This window comes from Micromonospora kangleipakensis (genome assembly GCF_004217615.1).
GTDB lineage: Bacteria > Actinomycetota > Actinomycetes > Mycobacteriales > Micromonosporaceae > Micromonospora > Micromonospora kangleipakensis.
The window spans coordinates 4,530,726-4,545,117 of record NZ_SHLD01000001.1 but is presented as its reverse complement, the minus strand read 5'-3'; the positions used below and the strand labels follow the sequence as shown (position 1 = coordinate 4,545,117).

General features: G+C 71.6%; 17 protein-coding genes. 7 read left to right on the top strand and 10 right to left on the bottom strand.

All coding sequences use genetic code 11. The annotated features are described in order from the left end of the window. Position 1: 1 nt before the first annotated feature. Positions 2-775, bottom strand: a complete 774-nt coding sequence (locus EV384_RS21810; RefSeq protein ID WP_130336108.1) for a lysophospholipid acyltransferase family protein — start codon at positions 773-775, stop codon at positions 2-4. 177 nt (positions 776-952) lie between these two features. On the opposite strand from EV384_RS21810, the gene EV384_RS21805 reads away from it, so the two are divergent. Together EV384_RS21805 and cydB are read left to right on the top strand one after the other, a co-directional pair. Continuing rightward, entirely contained in the window at positions 953-2,365 is a 1,413-nt protein-coding gene (locus tag EV384_RS21805) for a cytochrome ubiquinol oxidase subunit I (RefSeq protein ID WP_130336106.1), read from the top strand. Positions 2,366-2,380: 15 nt separating this feature from the next. Next, complete coding sequence (gene cydB / locus EV384_RS21800; RefSeq protein WP_130336104.1) at positions 2,381-3,379, top strand: cytochrome d ubiquinol oxidase subunit II; 999 nt, start codon at positions 2,381-2,383, stop codon at positions 3,377-3,379. 63 nt (positions 3,380-3,442) lie between these two features. Here cydB and EV384_RS21795 read toward each other — a convergent pair whose 3' ends face one another. Further along, positions 3,443-3,880 carry a MarR family winged helix-turn-helix transcriptional regulator gene (locus EV384_RS21795; RefSeq protein WP_130336102.1) on the bottom strand — a complete coding sequence of 146 codons (438 nt, stop codon included), beginning with the start codon at positions 3,878-3,880 and terminating at the stop codon, positions 3,443-3,445. 101 nt (positions 3,881-3,981) lie between these two features. Between EV384_RS21795 and EV384_RS21790 the strand changes: the two genes are divergently transcribed. Continuing rightward, positions 3,982-4,425: a MarR family winged helix-turn-helix transcriptional regulator gene (locus EV384_RS21790; RefSeq protein ID WP_130336100.1), complete on the top strand. Its 444-nt coding sequence runs from the start codon at positions 3,982-3,984 to the stop codon at positions 4,423-4,425. A 41-nt stretch (positions 4,426-4,466) separates the two neighbouring features. Next, entirely contained in the window at positions 4,467-5,648 is a 1,182-nt protein-coding gene (locus tag EV384_RS21785; protein ID WP_130336098.1) for a GNAT family N-acetyltransferase, read from the top strand. A 132-nt stretch (positions 5,649-5,780) separates the two neighbouring features. On the opposite strand, the gene EV384_RS21780 is transcribed toward EV384_RS21785, so the two are convergent. The 3 genes from EV384_RS21780 to EV384_RS21770 all read right to left on the bottom strand — a co-directional run bounded on the left by EV384_RS21780 (position 5,781) and on the right by EV384_RS21770 (position 7,867). Further along, the gene (locus EV384_RS21780) at positions 5,781-6,467 is read right to left on the bottom strand and encodes a hypothetical protein (RefSeq protein WP_130336096.1); all 687 of its coding nucleotides are present in this window, start codon (positions 6,465-6,467) and stop codon (positions 5,781-5,783) included. A 67-nt stretch (positions 6,468-6,534) separates the two neighbouring features. Next, a complete protein-coding gene (locus EV384_RS21775; protein ID WP_278045630.1) occupies positions 6,535-6,969 on the bottom strand; it encodes a peroxiredoxin in 435 nt (144 codons plus the stop codon). Between the two features lie 67 nt (positions 6,970-7,036). After that, positions 7,037-7,867 carry a patatin-like phospholipase family protein gene (locus EV384_RS21770; RefSeq protein ID WP_130336094.1) on the bottom strand — a complete coding sequence of 277 codons (831 nt, stop codon included), beginning with the start codon at positions 7,865-7,867 and terminating at the stop codon, positions 7,037-7,039. Positions 7,868-7,945: 78 nt separating this feature from the next. Between EV384_RS21770 and EV384_RS21765 the strand changes: the two genes are divergently transcribed. Next, a complete protein-coding gene (locus EV384_RS21765; RefSeq protein ID WP_130336092.1) occupies positions 7,946-8,674 on the top strand; it encodes an SDR family oxidoreductase in 729 nt (242 codons plus the stop codon). Between the two features lie 60 nt (positions 8,675-8,734). Here the strand turns inward: EV384_RS21765 and EV384_RS36820 are convergent, their stop codons facing one another. The 5 genes from EV384_RS36820 to EV384_RS21745 form a co-directional block, all read right to left on the bottom strand. After that, a complete protein-coding gene (locus tag EV384_RS36820) occupies positions 8,735-8,857 on the bottom strand; it encodes an MFS transporter small subunit (RefSeq protein ID WP_278045629.1) in 123 nt (40 codons plus the stop codon). Then, entirely contained in the window at positions 8,854-10,275 is a 1,422-nt protein-coding gene (locus EV384_RS21760; RefSeq protein WP_130336090.1) for an OFA family MFS transporter, read from the bottom strand. Before EV384_RS21760 ends, EV384_RS36820 begins: the two co-directional genes overlap by 4 nt. 150 nt (positions 10,276-10,425) lie before the next feature. Beyond that, positions 10,426-11,565: a hypothetical protein gene (locus EV384_RS21755; protein WP_130336088.1), complete on the bottom strand. Its 1,140-nt coding sequence runs from the start codon at positions 11,563-11,565 to the stop codon at positions 10,426-10,428. Between the two features lie 158 nt (positions 11,566-11,723). Beyond that, complete coding sequence (locus EV384_RS21750) at positions 11,724-12,002, bottom strand: hypothetical protein (RefSeq protein WP_130336086.1); 279 nt, start codon at positions 12,000-12,002, stop codon at positions 11,724-11,726. A 520-nt stretch (positions 12,003-12,522) separates the two neighbouring features. Further along, positions 12,523-12,978, bottom strand: coding sequence for an Lrp/AsnC family transcriptional regulator (locus EV384_RS21745; RefSeq protein ID WP_130336084.1), 456 nt, complete (start codon positions 12,976-12,978; stop codon positions 12,523-12,525). Between the two features lie 93 nt (positions 12,979-13,071). Here EV384_RS21745 and EV384_RS21740 point away from each other — a divergent pair, with 93 nt between their 5' ends. Beyond that, entirely contained in the window at positions 13,072-13,926 is an 855-nt protein-coding gene (locus tag EV384_RS21740; protein WP_130336082.1) for an LLM class flavin-dependent oxidoreductase, read from the top strand. Positions 13,927-13,937: 11 nt separating this feature from the next. Beyond that, a complete protein-coding gene (locus EV384_RS21735) occupies positions 13,938-14,372 on the top strand; it encodes a nucleoside deaminase (protein WP_130336080.1) in 435 nt (144 codons plus the stop codon). Positions 14,373-14,392: the final 20 nt, after the last annotated feature.

The window sequence follows — 14,392 nt, the reverse complement described above, 5'->3', positions numbered from 1 at the left end:
ATCAGCCCGGCGGGTGCCGCCGGTGCGACCGGGTGGTCTCGCTGGGGCGGCCGGGGTCGACGTGCCGGGGGCGGTCGGGCTCGTCGGGGCGCAGCGGCGCCAGGTCGTCGGTGATCGCGTCGATGATCCGGCCGGTGGCCCGCCGGGCCGACCCGGGGGTGCCGGGGTGCAGGTCGCGCAGCGCCACCGGGGCGCCGAAGTGCACCCGGATCGTCGGCCGGCGCACCAGCGCCCGGGCCAGGCCACGCAGCGCTCCCTTGGGGGCCCGGTACGGCAGCACCTCGTGGGAGCCCCACTGGGCGACCGGGATGACGGGGGCGCTGCTGGCGATGGCGAGCCGGGCGGCGCCGGTCTTGCCGCGCTCGGGCCACATGCCGGGGTCCAGCCCGATCCGCCCCTCGGGGTAGACCAGGATCACCGAGCCACGGGCGACGGCCGAGGCGGCGGTGTCGAGGGCCTGGTGGACGGCGGCGGTGCCCCGGTCGACGCGGATGTGTCCGGCCCGGCGCATCAGCGACCCGACGACGGGGGCGCGGAACAGCCCCGCGGTGGCCATGATCCGCGGGGCGACGCCCCGGGCGCGGCAGGCGGCCGCGAGGACCACCGGGTCGAACGGGCTGATGTGGTTGGCGGCCAGGATCAGCGGCCCTCGGCGCAGCTCGGCCGGCACGTCGCCGGTGACCTCGAGGTGGCCGAGCGCGCCGACGATGCCGCGGGCGAGCAGTTGGGCGGCGCGCCAGAGCAGCGGCGGTCGCCACACGGTCGAGGTGTTCATCAGTGCTGGATGGTCGCACGCGTCGGGGTGAGCGGGGGACCCGATCCCGGGTCGGGCGGCAGAGGTGATCAGGGTCATTGGTCCCGGGTCGGGTCGGGACCCCCGGCCCTGCCGATTTATCTACGACGGGCGGTAGTATTTACTACGTCCCGTAGTACGCACAGCTGGGGGTTTCAGGTGGACGCGTTGGACGTCGCCCGCTGGCAGTTCGGTGTCACCACCGTCTACCACTTTCTCTTCGTGCCGTTGACCATCGGACTGTCCATCCTGGTGGCCATCCTCCAGACCCTGTGGCACCGCACCGGCAACGAGCGGTACCTGAAGCTCACCAAGTTCTACGGCAAGCTCTTCCTGATCAACTTCGCGATGGGCGTGGTCACCGGCATCGTGCAGGAGTTCCAGTTCGGCATGAACTGGAGCGACTACTCGCGCTTCGTCGGCGACATCTTCGGCGCCCCCCTCGCCATCGAGGCCCTGGTCGCGTTCTTCCTGGAGTCGACCTTCATCGGCCTGTGGATCTTCGGCTGGGACCGGCTGCCCAAGCGGGCGCACCTGGCCAGCATCTGGGCCGCCGCGATCGGCACCAACCTGAGCGCGTACTTCATCCTCGCCGCGAACTCGTTCATGCAGAACCCGGTCGGCTACCGGGTCAACCCGACCACCGGCCGGGCCGAGCTGACCGACTTCGTCGCCGTGCTCACCAACAAGGTCGCCCTGATCACCTTCCCGCACACCCTGTCCGGGTCGTTCCTGGTCGCCGGATCGCTGATCGTCGCCGTCGGCCTCTGGCACGTCATCCGCAACCGGGACAGCGCCGACACCGCCGCCTACCGGTTCGCCACGAAGTTCGGCTCCTGGGTCGTGCTGGTCTCCTCGGCGCTGGTGGTCTTCACCGGCGACATCCAGGGCAAGATCATGACCGACGTGCAGCCGATGAAGATGGCCGCCGCCGAGGGCCTCTACACCACCGAGAGCCCCGCGTCGTTCTCCGTGCTCACCGTCGGCAGCCTCGACGGCAGCCGCGAGGTCTTCGCCATCAAGATCCCGTACCTGCTGTCGTTCCTCGGCACCGGCGACCCCAACGGCACCGTGCAGGGCATCAACGACCTGCAGGCCCAGTACGCCAGCCAGTACGGCGCCGGCAGCTACACCCCGATCATCCCGGTCACCTACTGGAGCTTCCGCTTCATGATCGCCTTCGGGATGGCCGCCGCCGCGATCGCCCTGCTGGTGCTCTGGAGCCAGCGCAAGGGCCGCACCCCCACCAGCAGGTGGCTGCTGCGCGCCGGCCTGGTGATGCCCGTGCTGCCGCTGCTGGCCAACTCCTTCGGCTGGATCTTCACCGAGATGGGCCGCCAGCCGTGGATCGTCTTCGGCGAGATGCTCACCCGCAACGGCGTGTCCCGCAGCGTCTCGCTGGCCGAGGTGCTCACCTCGTTCACCGCCTTCACGCTGATCTACGCCACCCTCGCCGTGGTCGAGTTCAAACTGCTGGTCCGCTACGCCAAGGCCGGCGTACCCGACCTCACCCCGGCGCCCGTTGACGACGACACCGACGACGCCGAGCGCCCGCTGGCGTTCGCCTACTGATCCCCGGAGCCCATCGTGGAACTGACGACCGTCTGGTTTCTCCTCGTCGCCGTGCTCTTCACCGGCTACTTCATCCTCGAAGGCTTCGACTTCGGCGTCGGCATGCTGCTGCCCGTGCTGGGCCGCGACGACCGGGAACGCCGCGTCCTGATCAACACCATCGGCCCGGTCTGGGACGGCAACGAGGTCTGGCTGATCACCGCCGGCGGCGCCATGTTCGCCGCCTTCCCCGAGTGGTACGCCACCCTCTTCTCCGGCTTCTACCTGCCGCTGCTGCTGATCCTGCTCGCGCTGATCGCCCGGGGCGTCGCCTTCGAGTACCGGCACAAGCGCCCGGAGGCGTCCTGGAAGCGCCGCTGGGACCAGGCGATCTTCTTCGGCTCGCTGCTGCCGGCGATCCTGTGGGGCGTCGCGTTCGCCAACATCCTGCGCGGCGTGCCGCTGGACGCCGACCACGAGTACGTCGGCGGCCTGTTCGACCTGCTCAACCCGTACGCCCTGCTCGGCGGCCTGACGACCCTCGCGCTCTTCCTCACCCACGGCGCGGTGTTCATCGCGCTGAAGACCACCGGGGAGATCCGCGAGCGGGCCGGCGCCCTGGCCGTGAAGCTCGGCGTCGGCACCGCCGTGGTCGCGGTGGCCTTCCTGGCCTGGACCCTGACCATCCGCTCCAGCGCCGCCGCCGTCGTGCTCGCCGTCGGCGCGGCCCTCGCCCTGGTCGGTGGTGTGGCCGCCGCCCGGGTACGCCGGGAGGGCTGGGCGTTCACCGGCACCGCCGTGGCGATCGCCCTGGCCGTGGCGACCCTGTTCGCGGCGCTGTTCCCGAACGTGCTGCCGTCGACCCTGGACGCCGCCGGCACGCTCACCGCCACGAACGCCTCCTCCACCCCCTACACCCTGAAGATCATGACCTGGGTGGCGGTGGTGTTCACCCCGATCGTGCTGGCCTACCAGGGCTGGACGTACTGGGTGTTCCGCAAGCGAATCGGGGTAGTGCACATTCCGCAACACTGATGAGCCTGCGGGCGCGGGACGCGGGGCCGGTGCGAGGGGGTCGCACCGGCCCCGCGCGGCGTTTCAGGCCAGCGCCAGCTCGGCGTCGGCCCGCTGCTTCAGCAGGGTGAGGACGCGGCCGGCGACCTCCAGTTCGGCGGCGGGGATGTCCGCGTACAGCCGGGCGACGATGCCGGCGACCGCGTCGGTGACCTGCCGCTGCCGCGTCCGACCGGCGTCGGTGAGCGCGAGACCGGAGCCTCCGGCGGGCAGCGTCCGGAGCAGCCCGGCGTCGGTCAGCTCGGCGAGCGTGGTGCGCACCGCCGACTCGTCGACCTTCAGGCCGCCGGTCATCCGCCCGACGAGCGCGGTGCGGTCGACGACCCCGCCCTCGGCGGCGACGGCGTTGAGCGCGACGGACTGGGGGAAGGTGATCCCGATGCCGGCCAGCTCGCGTTCGAGGACCGCCCGGGTGGCGTGGTGGGCCTGGCCGATGACCTGGCCGGAGAGGGTGATCGACATGCGACGCTCCTTCCATCAGCTCGTTGGCGTCGCCAACGTTGGTTTGGCCAACGTAGCAGGGATCGTGGGTGCTGCCAACGATCGCTGGTAGGGTGGCCGTCATGGAACCCGGCACCCCGGCCCGGCTGCGCACCACCCCGAGCTGGCTGCTCACCCAGACCGCCGCGCACGCCGCCCACCTCGTCGCCGACGGCCTCGGCGCGCTCGGCGCGCGCGGCTACCACTACCGGCTGCTCGCCGCGCTGGAGGAGCAGGGCCCGGCCAGCCAGGCCGACCTGGGCCGGCGCTGCCGCATCGACCGCAGCGACGTCGTCGCCGTGCTCAACGAGCTCGCCGCGAAGGACCTCGTGGTCCGCGCACCCGACCCGGCCGACCGGCGCCGCAACGTGGTCACCCTCACCACTGCCGGCCGCTGCGAGCTGCGCCGGATGGGGGAGACCCTCGACCGGGTCCAGGACACCCTGCTCGCCCCCCTGTCCCGGGCGGAGCGCGACCAGCTCACCCGGCTGCTCACCATCCTGCTCGACCACCACGCCGACCGGTAAATCCCGTCCACCGCCAAGATCTACGCCGCTAGGGTGGGCCGGTGCCCGTCACCGTCCGCGAACTCACCCCCGACGACCTGACCGACGCCTGGCAGCTCGGCCGGCTCGCCTTCGGCTCCGACCCGCGGCCGCCGCCGCACGCCACCGCACCCGTGCCCGGCCTGACCCGCTACGGCGCCTTCGACGACGACGGCCGGCTCGTCGGCAAGGCCGTGGACCTGCACCACGAACAGTGGTGGGACGGCAGGACGGTGACCGCCGCCGACGTCGGCGGTGTCGCCGTCGCCCCGGAGGCGCGCGGCCGGGGCGTCGCCCGCGCCCTGCTCGGCGGCCTGCTCCGCGGTGCTCACGACCGTGGCGCCGCCGTCAGCGCGCTGTTCCCCACGGTCACCGCCCCCTACCGGGCCTGCGGCTGGGACGTCGCGGGTGTGCTGCGCACCGTCACCCTGCCCACCGCGGCGCTGCCCCGGCACCGGCCCGCACCGCACCTGACGCTGCGCGCCGCTCAGGCGGCCGACCTGCCCGCCGTGGCCGCCCTCTACGAGCGGGTGGCCCGCCACCGCCGCGGCCTGCTCACCCGCCGGGGCGAGCTGTTCACCCCAGCCGCCGGCAGCCTCCCGTTCGACGGCCTCACCCTCGTCGAACACGACGGCGAGCTGGTCGGCTACGCCGGCTGGAACCGCGGCCGTGGCTACCGCCACGACGCCGTCCTCACCGTCGAGGACATCGCCGCCAACACCGGCGACGCCGCCCGTGCGCTGATCGGCAGCCTCGCCAGCTGGCAGAGCGTCACCCCCACCCTGCGGATCTGCCCGCTGCCCGGCGACGCCGTCGGCGCTCACCTGCCCCTGGAAGCCGCCCGGGAACACGGGCGGGAACTGTGGATGCACCGGCCCGTCGACGTGGCCCGCGCCGTCGCCGACCGCGGCTGGCCCGTGCACCTGCGCGGCAGCGTCGAGTTCACCCTCGACGACGACCTCGCCGACTGGAACACCGGCACCTGGCGCCTCGAGGTCGCCGACGGCGACGCCCGGCTCACCCGGGTAGCCACCGACGCCGACCTGCGGCTGACCGTCCGCGGCTTCGCCCTGCTCTACTGCGGCGCCACCGACGCCCCGGCCGTCGCCGAGGCGGGCCTGCTCCACCTCGCCGCCGGCGCGGACCCCCGCCCGCTGAACCTGCTCGCCGCCGGGGGAGCAGCCCACCTGCACGACTACTTCTGAGCCGCAGCGGGCCCGGTGGAAGAGCGGATCCTCGGCCAGCCCGCGTGCTCGACCACCGACAGCCGCGACCGACGGCTGACCCCACCGGCGGCCCGTGCGGCGGCCTCGACGGGCCGCCGCACCGGGCCTCCGTCAGCGCGCGTCGCGCAGGTCCGCCAGCCGCGCCTCGATCTCCGCCAGCTCGGCGCGCAGCTTCTCCGCCTGCTGCTCCGCCTCCGCCCGCTCCGCGGCGAGGATCTGCTCCACCGCCTCCTGCACCCCCGGCACGTCCACCAGCGCCACCATCCGCAGCGCCTCCGCGGGCTTCACCACGTACGGCTTCGCGAGGGCCTTCGCGCCCTGCTGCGCCGCCACCGTCCACTCACCCTCGGCGTACGCCAACGTCACCGTCAGCCCCGCCGGGCCCTTCGGCTTCGCCGCCTTCACCGGCCGCCGCGCCGGCGGCTTCGCCTCCACCTGCTGCTCCACCTTCGGCTCCTCCCGACGCGGCGCCGGCACCCGCGGCGTGTCCAACACGAACTCCGGCTCCGGCGGCGCAACCGGCTCCTCGACCTCCGGCTTCGGCTCCGCCGGCGCCTTCCGCCCCGCTCCCCGCGGCGCGACCGCCACGTCGGCGGGGGAGAAGGGCAGCTCGTCCCGGCCGAACCGCACCACCACGAACTCGTCCGAGGCCGCCGGATCGGTCAGCTCCACCACCTGGCCGAGCTGACCCGCCATCTGACCCGCCGCCGTCGTGAACACCACCTTCGGCTTCCGGCCCGCGGCCAACGCCTCCCGGATGCCTTGCACCTCGTCAGTGGACAAACCCTGGCCCGCCATCACAGCCCTCTTCCGTACAAATGTTTGATTGCAGCCTTGATACCAGCCGGCTGCGACACCACGAAGATCAGGCCCCCAGCGCCCGTAAGGCGGCGTCCGCGTGCTCGTTCATGCTCAGCTCGCTGTGCACCACCGCCAGCACCCGCCGGTCCTGACCGATCACGAACGTCATCCGCCGCGTGCTCAACGCCCCCAACGGCAGCCGCCGCCGCACCCCGAACGCGTCCGCCACCGCGCCGTCGACGTCCGACAGGAGCGGATAGTCGAACCCGTGCCGCCGGGAGAACTCCGCCTGCTTCTCGACCGGATCCCGGCTGATGCCCACGCGCTGGGCGCCCACCGCCGCGAACTCCGCCGCCAGATCCCGGAAGTGGCAGCTCTCCGCCGTGCACCCCCGCGTCATCGCCGCCGGGTAGAAGAACAACACCACCGGCCCCGCCGCCACCAGCTCCGACAGTCGCCGAACCGTCCCCGTCTCGTCCGGCAGCGCGAAATCGTCCACCAGATCACCGACACCCACACCCACCGCGCACCTCCGCTGATCGATCCGACGCGCGGAGCCTAGGCGATCAGCCCCACACCGCCGCCACCTCGTCGGCCACCGCCGCCGCCTGTGCCCGACCCGCCCGCGCCGCACCCGCCCGCCGCGCCGGATCCAACACGTTGCGCCCGATCGCCCGACGGGCCGCCGCGTCCGGCGCCACCACCGCCACCCGCGCCGACCGACGCAACGCCGCCACCTGCGTCGACAGTCTCGGCATCGGCCCGAACGCCGACGACACCGGCGCCAGCACCACCACCGCCTCAGCGCCCGCCGCCAGGTCCGCGTTCACCGCCGACCGCATCCCACCGTCGACGTACCGGCGATCCCCGATCGTCACCGGCGGCCACACCCCCGGCACCGCGCAACTGGCCCCCACCGCCTCCACCAACGACACCCCACTGGCCGCGTCGAACACCACGAACTCACCCGAGCCCGCGTCCACCGCCGTCACCAGCAGCCGCCGCGCCGGCCACTCCCGCGCCGGCAACCGCCCCTCGATCACCGCCCGCCGCGACGCCTCCGACGGCGTCCGCGCCGCCACCGCCATCGCCCCGATCCGCGCCCGCGACCGCACCTCATCCCGGGTACGCCCACCCGCCCACAACAGCCGCGCCACCGCACCCACCCCGAACCGGGCCGCCACCTCACCCGTGGCCGGGCGCAACTGCGCCGCGTACAACTCCTCCACCGGCACCCCGGAACACAGCTGCGCCCCCACCACCGACCCCGCCGACGTGCCCACCACCAGGTCCGCCCCGGCCAGCTCCACCCCCCGCTCCGCCAACCCGGCCAGCAGCCCCAACTCCCAGGCCACCCCGGTCACGCCGCCACCACCCAGCACCAACGCCCGCGTCATCGTGTGATCGTCCTCTCCACCACCGCACCGTGCCGGTCACGGTAACCTCACCCACACACCAGGGCAGGGGAGTGGGCGTTGACCTCCGTCACCATCGTCACCGGCGGCAGCCGCGGCATCGGCGCCGCCACCGCACGCCGGCTCGCCGCGGCCGGCCACGACATCGCCATCGGCTACCGCCGCGACCACACCGCCGCGAAAGCCGTCCTCGACGACATCCAGGCCACCGGCCGCCGCGGCCTCGCCGTCCCCGCCGACACCACCGACCCCGACCAGGTCCAGCGCCTCTTCGACGCCGCCGCCGACCTCGGACCCGTCACCGGCCTGGTCAACAACGCCGGCATCACCAGCCCGATCGGCCCCTTCACCGAGCTGCGCACCGACGACCTGCGCCAGGTCGTCGACGTCAACCTCATCGGGTACGTCCTCTGCGCCCAGCAGGCCGCCCGCCGGATGACCCACGGCGGCGCCATCGTCAACGTCTCCTCCGCCGCCGCCACCCTCGGCAGCCCCGGCGAATACATCCACTACGCCGCCGTCAAGGCCGCCACCGACACCCTCACCCTCGGCCTGGCCAAGGAACTCGCCCCGCACGGCATCCGCGTCAACGCCGTCGCACCCGGCATCATCCGCACCGACATCCACGCCCTCTCCGGCGTACCCGACCGGCCCGACAGCGCCGCCGGCCGCATCCCCCTGGGCCGCGCGGGCGAACCCGACGAGGTCGCCGCCGCCATCGCCTGGCTTCTCGGCCCCGACGCCTCCTACACCGCCGGCGCCGTGCTCCGCGTCGCCGGCGGCCTGTAGTCCCGGCACGGCGAACGGCCCGGGAGAGCGCACCCCCGGGCCGTCCTCATCGGCGCCGCGTCAGCTCGTGAACAGCTTCGCCGCCGTGATCACCGTCTGCACCACCCCGTAACCCAGCAGCGCCGACACCACCAACCAGGAGATCCACAACCGGGCCCGCTGCCCGTGACCGACCTCGTTCATCGCGTGCCGCTCCTCTCCGCCGCCACCGGCTCCGCACCCTCATTCGCGTCCCGACCCGACGCCGGCTCGTGGAACCGCGCCGGCACCGGCCGGATCAACAGGTTGGCGATGAACCCCACCGCCAGCAGCCCGACCATCGTGAACAACGCCGGCCGGTACGCCGCCGCCGTCAACGTCCCCGGCTTGCCCTCGGCGTCGAGGAACCCGTTGACGATCAGCGGCCCGGCGATCCCCGCCGCCGACCACGCCGTCAACAGCCGACCGTGGATCGCGCCCACCTCGAACGTGCCGAACAGATCCCGCAGGTACGCCGGCACCGTCGCGAACCCGCCCCCGTAGAAGGACAGGATCACGCACGCCAACAGCACGAATAACGCCGTCGCCGTCTGCCCGAACAGGGCCAGCAGCGTGTACAGCACCATGCCCACGCCCAGGTACACCAGGTAGATCGGCTTACGCCCGATCAGGTCCGACGTCGACGACCACGCGAACCGGCCCGCCATGTTGAACAGCGACAGCAACCCCACGAAGCCACCCGCCGCCGCCACCGACACCGCCGACGTCCCGTTGTCCCGGAAGAAGTCCTGGATCATCGGGCTCGCCTGCTCCAGGATCCCGATGCCCGCGGTCACGTTGCAGAACAGCACCACCCACAGCAGCCAGAACGACCGCGTCTTCACCGCGTTCGCCGCCGACACGTTCGCCGTGGTCACCAGCGGCTTCGCCGCCACCCGCGCCGGGTCGAAACCCGCCGGCCGCCAGTCCGCCGCCGGCACCCGCACGTTGAACACCCCGAACATCATGATCAGGAAGTAGCCGACGCCCAACGTCACGAACAACCACACCAGCGCGCCGCCCGACGCCGTCGAAGCGGCGTTCGCCGGGTCGTACCCCGGGTCGTAGAACGACAGCAACTGACGAGACAGGGGAGAGGCCACCATCGCCCCACCCCCGAACCCCATGATCGCCAGACCGGTCGCCAGCCCCGGCCGGTCCGGGAACCACTTGATCAACGTGGAGACGGGGGAGATGTACCCGATCCCCAGACCGATGCCGCCGAGCAGCCCGTACCCCAGGTACAGCAGCCACAACTGCTTCGTCGCGATGCCCAGCGCGCCAACCAGGAACCCGGCCGCCCAGAAGCACGCCGAGACGAACATCGCCTTCCGCGGCCCGTTCGCCTCCACCCACGTGCCCGCCACCGCGGCCGACAACCCCAGCATCACGATCGCGATGCTGAAGATCACCCCGATCGCCGTCTGACTCGCGTCGAAGTGCGCGATCAGGGAGTTCTTGTACACGCTGGTCGCATAGACCTGCCCGATGCAGAGATGGATCGCCAACGCCGCCGGCGGAATCAGCCAACGGCTGTACCCGGGCGGCGCGACGGTGTGCCGACGATCGAGTGCGGAAAGCATGCTGCTTCCTCTCCGGAAGATGGCAAGAAACCTCCCCGCTTCATGCCCCCACCACAGCCTGCGCCGAAACCCACCACGCGCCCGACGGTCGAAACCCTGAGCCGAGCGGTCACCCGCACCGCGCCCGACTCACCCCACGTCGCTCCGCCGTCACGCCACGGAAGCGCCCGGCCCCACCTCACCCGAACCCGCCAGCGCCGACCCGCCACCGTCGGCCTCCCGCCACGGGATCAGCCGCAACGCCAACCGCGCCCGCCCCGGACCCGCCAACCGGCGCGGCCCGTACTTCGCGTCGAACAACGCGAACACCCGCGCCCGCTGCGCGTCCGCGTCCACCCGCGCCAACCGGAACCGCGTACCCGACCAGCCGTCCATTGCCAACGGCCGCGACAGCTCCACCTCCAGCGGCCCCGTCCCGTGATCAGTCAACTGGTCCACGATCGGCGAGCCGTCGATGCACCACCCGTCGACCAACGTCACGAAGTGCACCTCGCAGGACCGCAGCACCACATCGTCGTACCGCAAGGCCATCGGCAGGCAGACGTACTCCTCCAACCGCCGGGTGCTCGGATGCCGCCACAACTCGTCGAAGCGGCTCTCCACGAACTCGCCCAACGGGCTGCCCATGAACACCTCCAGGTGCGGCGCCGCCGAAGCCCGCACCCCGATCGGGAAGAACGAGATCAGCGCCTTGTCGTCCCACCGGAACATGTGCGCCGTCGGCGAGGCGTCGTAGATCCGTACCTGAAAACGGGTCCGCGTCTCCGCGTCCAGCGACTCGGCGAACTCGTTCAGCCGGCGCAGATTGTCCACGATCACCTCGCGCACGTTCACCGGCCGGATCTCCTCCGCCCGCTGCGACGCCGCCGCCGAATCCGGATCCAGCAGCAGCACCCGCACCAGGACTCCGTTGCCCAGCGCCGTCCGCAGGGCGCGCAGGAACCGGTCCCGTCCGGAGCCCTCCAACAGGTGACTTCCCGTATCCATGATCGAGACCATCGAGGAGGCGGCCGCCACGTGCGCGCTGAACTCCTCGTCGTCGAAGTGCGGATGCTCCTCCACCCGCGACCGGCGCAACTCCTCGAACAGCGGATCCACGATCGCGTACGAGAACGCCACGATGACAATGCTCGCGCCGATGTTGAGCAGCAGCTCCTGGTTGTAGCCGGTGACCGTCCGACCCCAGATCAACAGCGCCGCCGACAACGCCAGCAGGCCGAGGAAACCGGCCGTCCGGCGGGCGCGCCACCGTAGGCGCCGACCGAGAACCCCCGCGATCCGTTTGCCCACGCGTCCTCCCCACTGACGCAGGTAGATCGATGATGCCCACCACAGTGGACGCAGCGCAACGGCGACAGCCCGGCCGGCCATGGATCATGGCCGGGGAGTGGCCCTCTCCAAGCGGACCGCGCCGGGACCCCGAGTGAACACATCAAGGCGATTCGGGTCTAGGGGCGACCCCGGAGCACCTGGTAGAAGGTCTCCGAGACGCGGGCTGGACGCTGCCCGTCGTGCCAGCCGATTTCCTCAGCACGACGCCGGATCGCTGCGCCGGCCTGCTGTGCGGCTGCATCGTCCTCGAAGACGGCGACGGACAGCCCGTTGCCGGTCTCGGGATCGAGAAGGTGGTAGACCGCGTGTACGCCGGGAACATCTGACAGCGCGTCGACAAGCCAGTCCCGGTCGTCGGTCGGCATGGGCTCCCACACAGCGACTCTGGCGATCATGTCCAACTCCCGTCAGTCGGTACCGCTATCCCGGCGCACGCCGATGGGGTCAACGTAGCGGTGGGTGGGGACACCACAGACCCGCTCTGCGGACACCTTGCAACCAACCTTCCGGCCCCGCCGCCACCGATGCCACGGGTTTGACCGCCGTCAAGCAGGTCCGGGCCCTGCTGGCCGGGGTTCAGCTCGCATTGGGCTTCTCTGTACGCGGTGGCGAGAAGCCCGGTCCGTTCTCATTCATCCTGAGCCGCCTGGTCCGCCTCTCAGCAGCGGTGGCTCAGGTTGGTTGAGCTGTCCCAGCCTCCAGCTATTCTCACTATCTTGAGCCACGCCGGCCGCTTGTCGTCTGGTCGTGGCGGGCGTAGCTGGCCCCGTCGCCGATCCGGACAAAGCAAGCGACGTTTACGCTGCGTTACCGCTGCGCAGCCAGCACCACGTCCGTCGCTGCGACTGCTGGCAGCGGAAGGCGTCGTCGTTCTGCCAGATGTTGCACCGCCGGTACGCCCCGACCCGGTCAGGATCACGTGGGCTGCGGGCCCCGCGGACCACGGTAGGGCAACGTCTGGCTGTAGACGATGTTGGTGGTGGTACTGCCGAACTGGGCCAGTTCGTTGATGAGCTGCTCCAGGTGGGCCATCGAGGTGGCCGCCAACTTGAGCGAGTAGCAGTCCTCGCCGGTGGTGCGCAGGCACTCCAGGATCTCGAAGCGCTCCCCGAGCAGCCGGTGCAGTGGCTGGTGCCGGCTGCCGGGGTATTTCAGGCGCACGACGGCGAGGACCGGGTAACCGACCTTCACCAGGTCGACATCGGCGCGATAACCGGCGATGACGCCCGTCGCCTCCAACCGCTTGACCCGCTCGGTCGTCGCGGAGGCGCTCAAGTTCACCCGCCGTCCCAACTCGGTGAGCGGGATGCGGCCGTCTCGTTGGAGTTCGCTCAGGATCGCCCAGTCGGTCGCATCGAGACTCTCGGTCATCCGTGCAAACTACCGGCAGATCCACGGTAGAAGCGCCAACTCGCGGGCAAGATTCTCTTCTATCAGGTTGGGGCGGATGGATAGCCTGGACCGGTGAAGATCGGCGTGAACGTCCCCAACTTCGGGCCCGGCACCGGCCCCGACGTGCTGCGCCGCTGGGCGCAGACGGTGGAGGGCCTTGGTTTCGACCTGCTGATGGTGTCCGACCACATCGCCGTGACAGCCGACGTGGCCGAGCAGTACCCGGCGCCGTTCTACGAACCCTTCACCACCCTCGCCTGGCTGGCCGGCGTCACCGACCGGGTCCGGCTGGGCACCACCGTGCTCATCGCGCCGTACCGACACCCGCTGCTCACCGCACGCATGGCCGCCAACCTTCAGCAGCTCAGTGGCGGCCGGCTGGTGCTCGGCGTCGGCGTCGGCTGGGCCCGGCAGGAGTTCGAAGCGCTCGGAATCCCGTTTCAGCGCCGCGGAAGGCTGACCGACGATCACCTCTCGGCGGTACGCGAGGCCTGGGAGAACCACGACGACTACCGCAGCGGGCAGATACCGATCTGGATCGGCGGCAACAGCGACGCCGGCCTGGGCCGAGCGGTACGCCTCGGCGCCGCCTGGCATCCGCTGCGGTTCACCCTTCCCTGGTTGCGCGAGGCGCTGGACCGGATGAAGGCCGTAGCGGACGAGCAGCAACGACCTGCTCCCACCCTGGCTCCCCGCATCGCGCTGCGACTGACCACGGCACCGGTCACCGGCCCCGGACGGCTCGCCGGCGAGGGCACCATCGAGCAGATCGTCGACGACCTCGAACAGTTGCGTCTCCTCGGCTCGGACACGGTCGTGCTCGACCCGTTCAACGGAGACCCACGCGAAACCTGCCGGCCGCAGACCGCGTGGCAGGCGCTCGCGACCGTAGCTGCCTGCTGGGAACCGAGCGAACACCACACCTGAACGGAGCAAGCGTGAACCTCGACGACGAACGTCATCTCCGCAGGGCCATCGAGCTGGCCGGCGCGGCACGGGAGGCGGGCAACCCGCCGTTCGGATCACTGCTGGTGGGCCCGGGCGGCAAGGTGATCGCCGAAGAACAGAACACCTCGATCGCCGACAACGACATCACCGCGCACCCTGAGCTGAAGCTGGCCCGGTGGGCGGCCGCGAACCTGGCCCCGGACGTGGCGGAGGCCACCACGATGTACACCAGCTGCCAACCCTGCGGAATGTGCACGGGCGCGCTCGAACGGTCCGGCCTCGGCCGCGTCGTGTTCGCGCTGGCAACCAAACAGCTCAACAGCCTCAAGTCGCCCACCTCCACCGCCGGCCCGCGGCCCGTACGCCAGGACGGTCCGGCTCTGCTCGACGAGGCACGCAAACCGGTCGAGGGCTACTACCGCTGATCCTCCGACCCGGGGCGGCA

Coding starts and splice junctions, on each gene's coding strand:
- EV384_RS21810 (WP_130336108.1), bottom strand. CDS start 775: ATGAACACCTCGACCGTGTGGCGACCGCCGCTGCTCTGGCGCGCCGCC.
- EV384_RS21795 (WP_130336102.1), bottom strand. CDS start 3,880: ATGTCGATCACCCTCTCCGGCCAGGTCATCGGCCAGGCCCACCACGCC.
- EV384_RS21790 (WP_130336100.1), top strand. CDS start 3,982: ATGGAACCCGGCACCCCGGCCCGGCTGCGCACCACCCCGAGCTGGCTG.
- EV384_RS21780 (WP_130336096.1), bottom strand. CDS start 6,467: ATGGCGGGCCAGGGTTTGTCCACTGACGAGGTGCAAGGCATCCGGGAG.
- EV384_RS21770 (WP_130336094.1), bottom strand. CDS start 7,867: ATGACGCGGGCGTTGGTGCTGGGTGGTGGCGGCGTGACCGGGGTGGCC.
- EV384_RS36820 (WP_278045629.1), bottom strand. CDS start 8,857: ATGAACGAGGTCGGTCACGGGCAGCGGGCCCGGTTGTGGATCTCCTGG.
- EV384_RS21760 (WP_130336090.1), bottom strand. CDS start 10,275: ATGCTTTCCGCACTCGATCGTCGGCACACCGTCGCGCCGCCCGGGTAC.
- EV384_RS21750 (WP_130336086.1), bottom strand. CDS start 12,002: ATGATCGCCAGAGTCGCTGTGTGGGAGCCCATGCCGACCGACGACCGG.
- EV384_RS21745 (WP_130336084.1), bottom strand. CDS start 12,978: ATGACCGAGAGTCTCGATGCGACCGACTGGGCGATCCTGAGCGAACTC.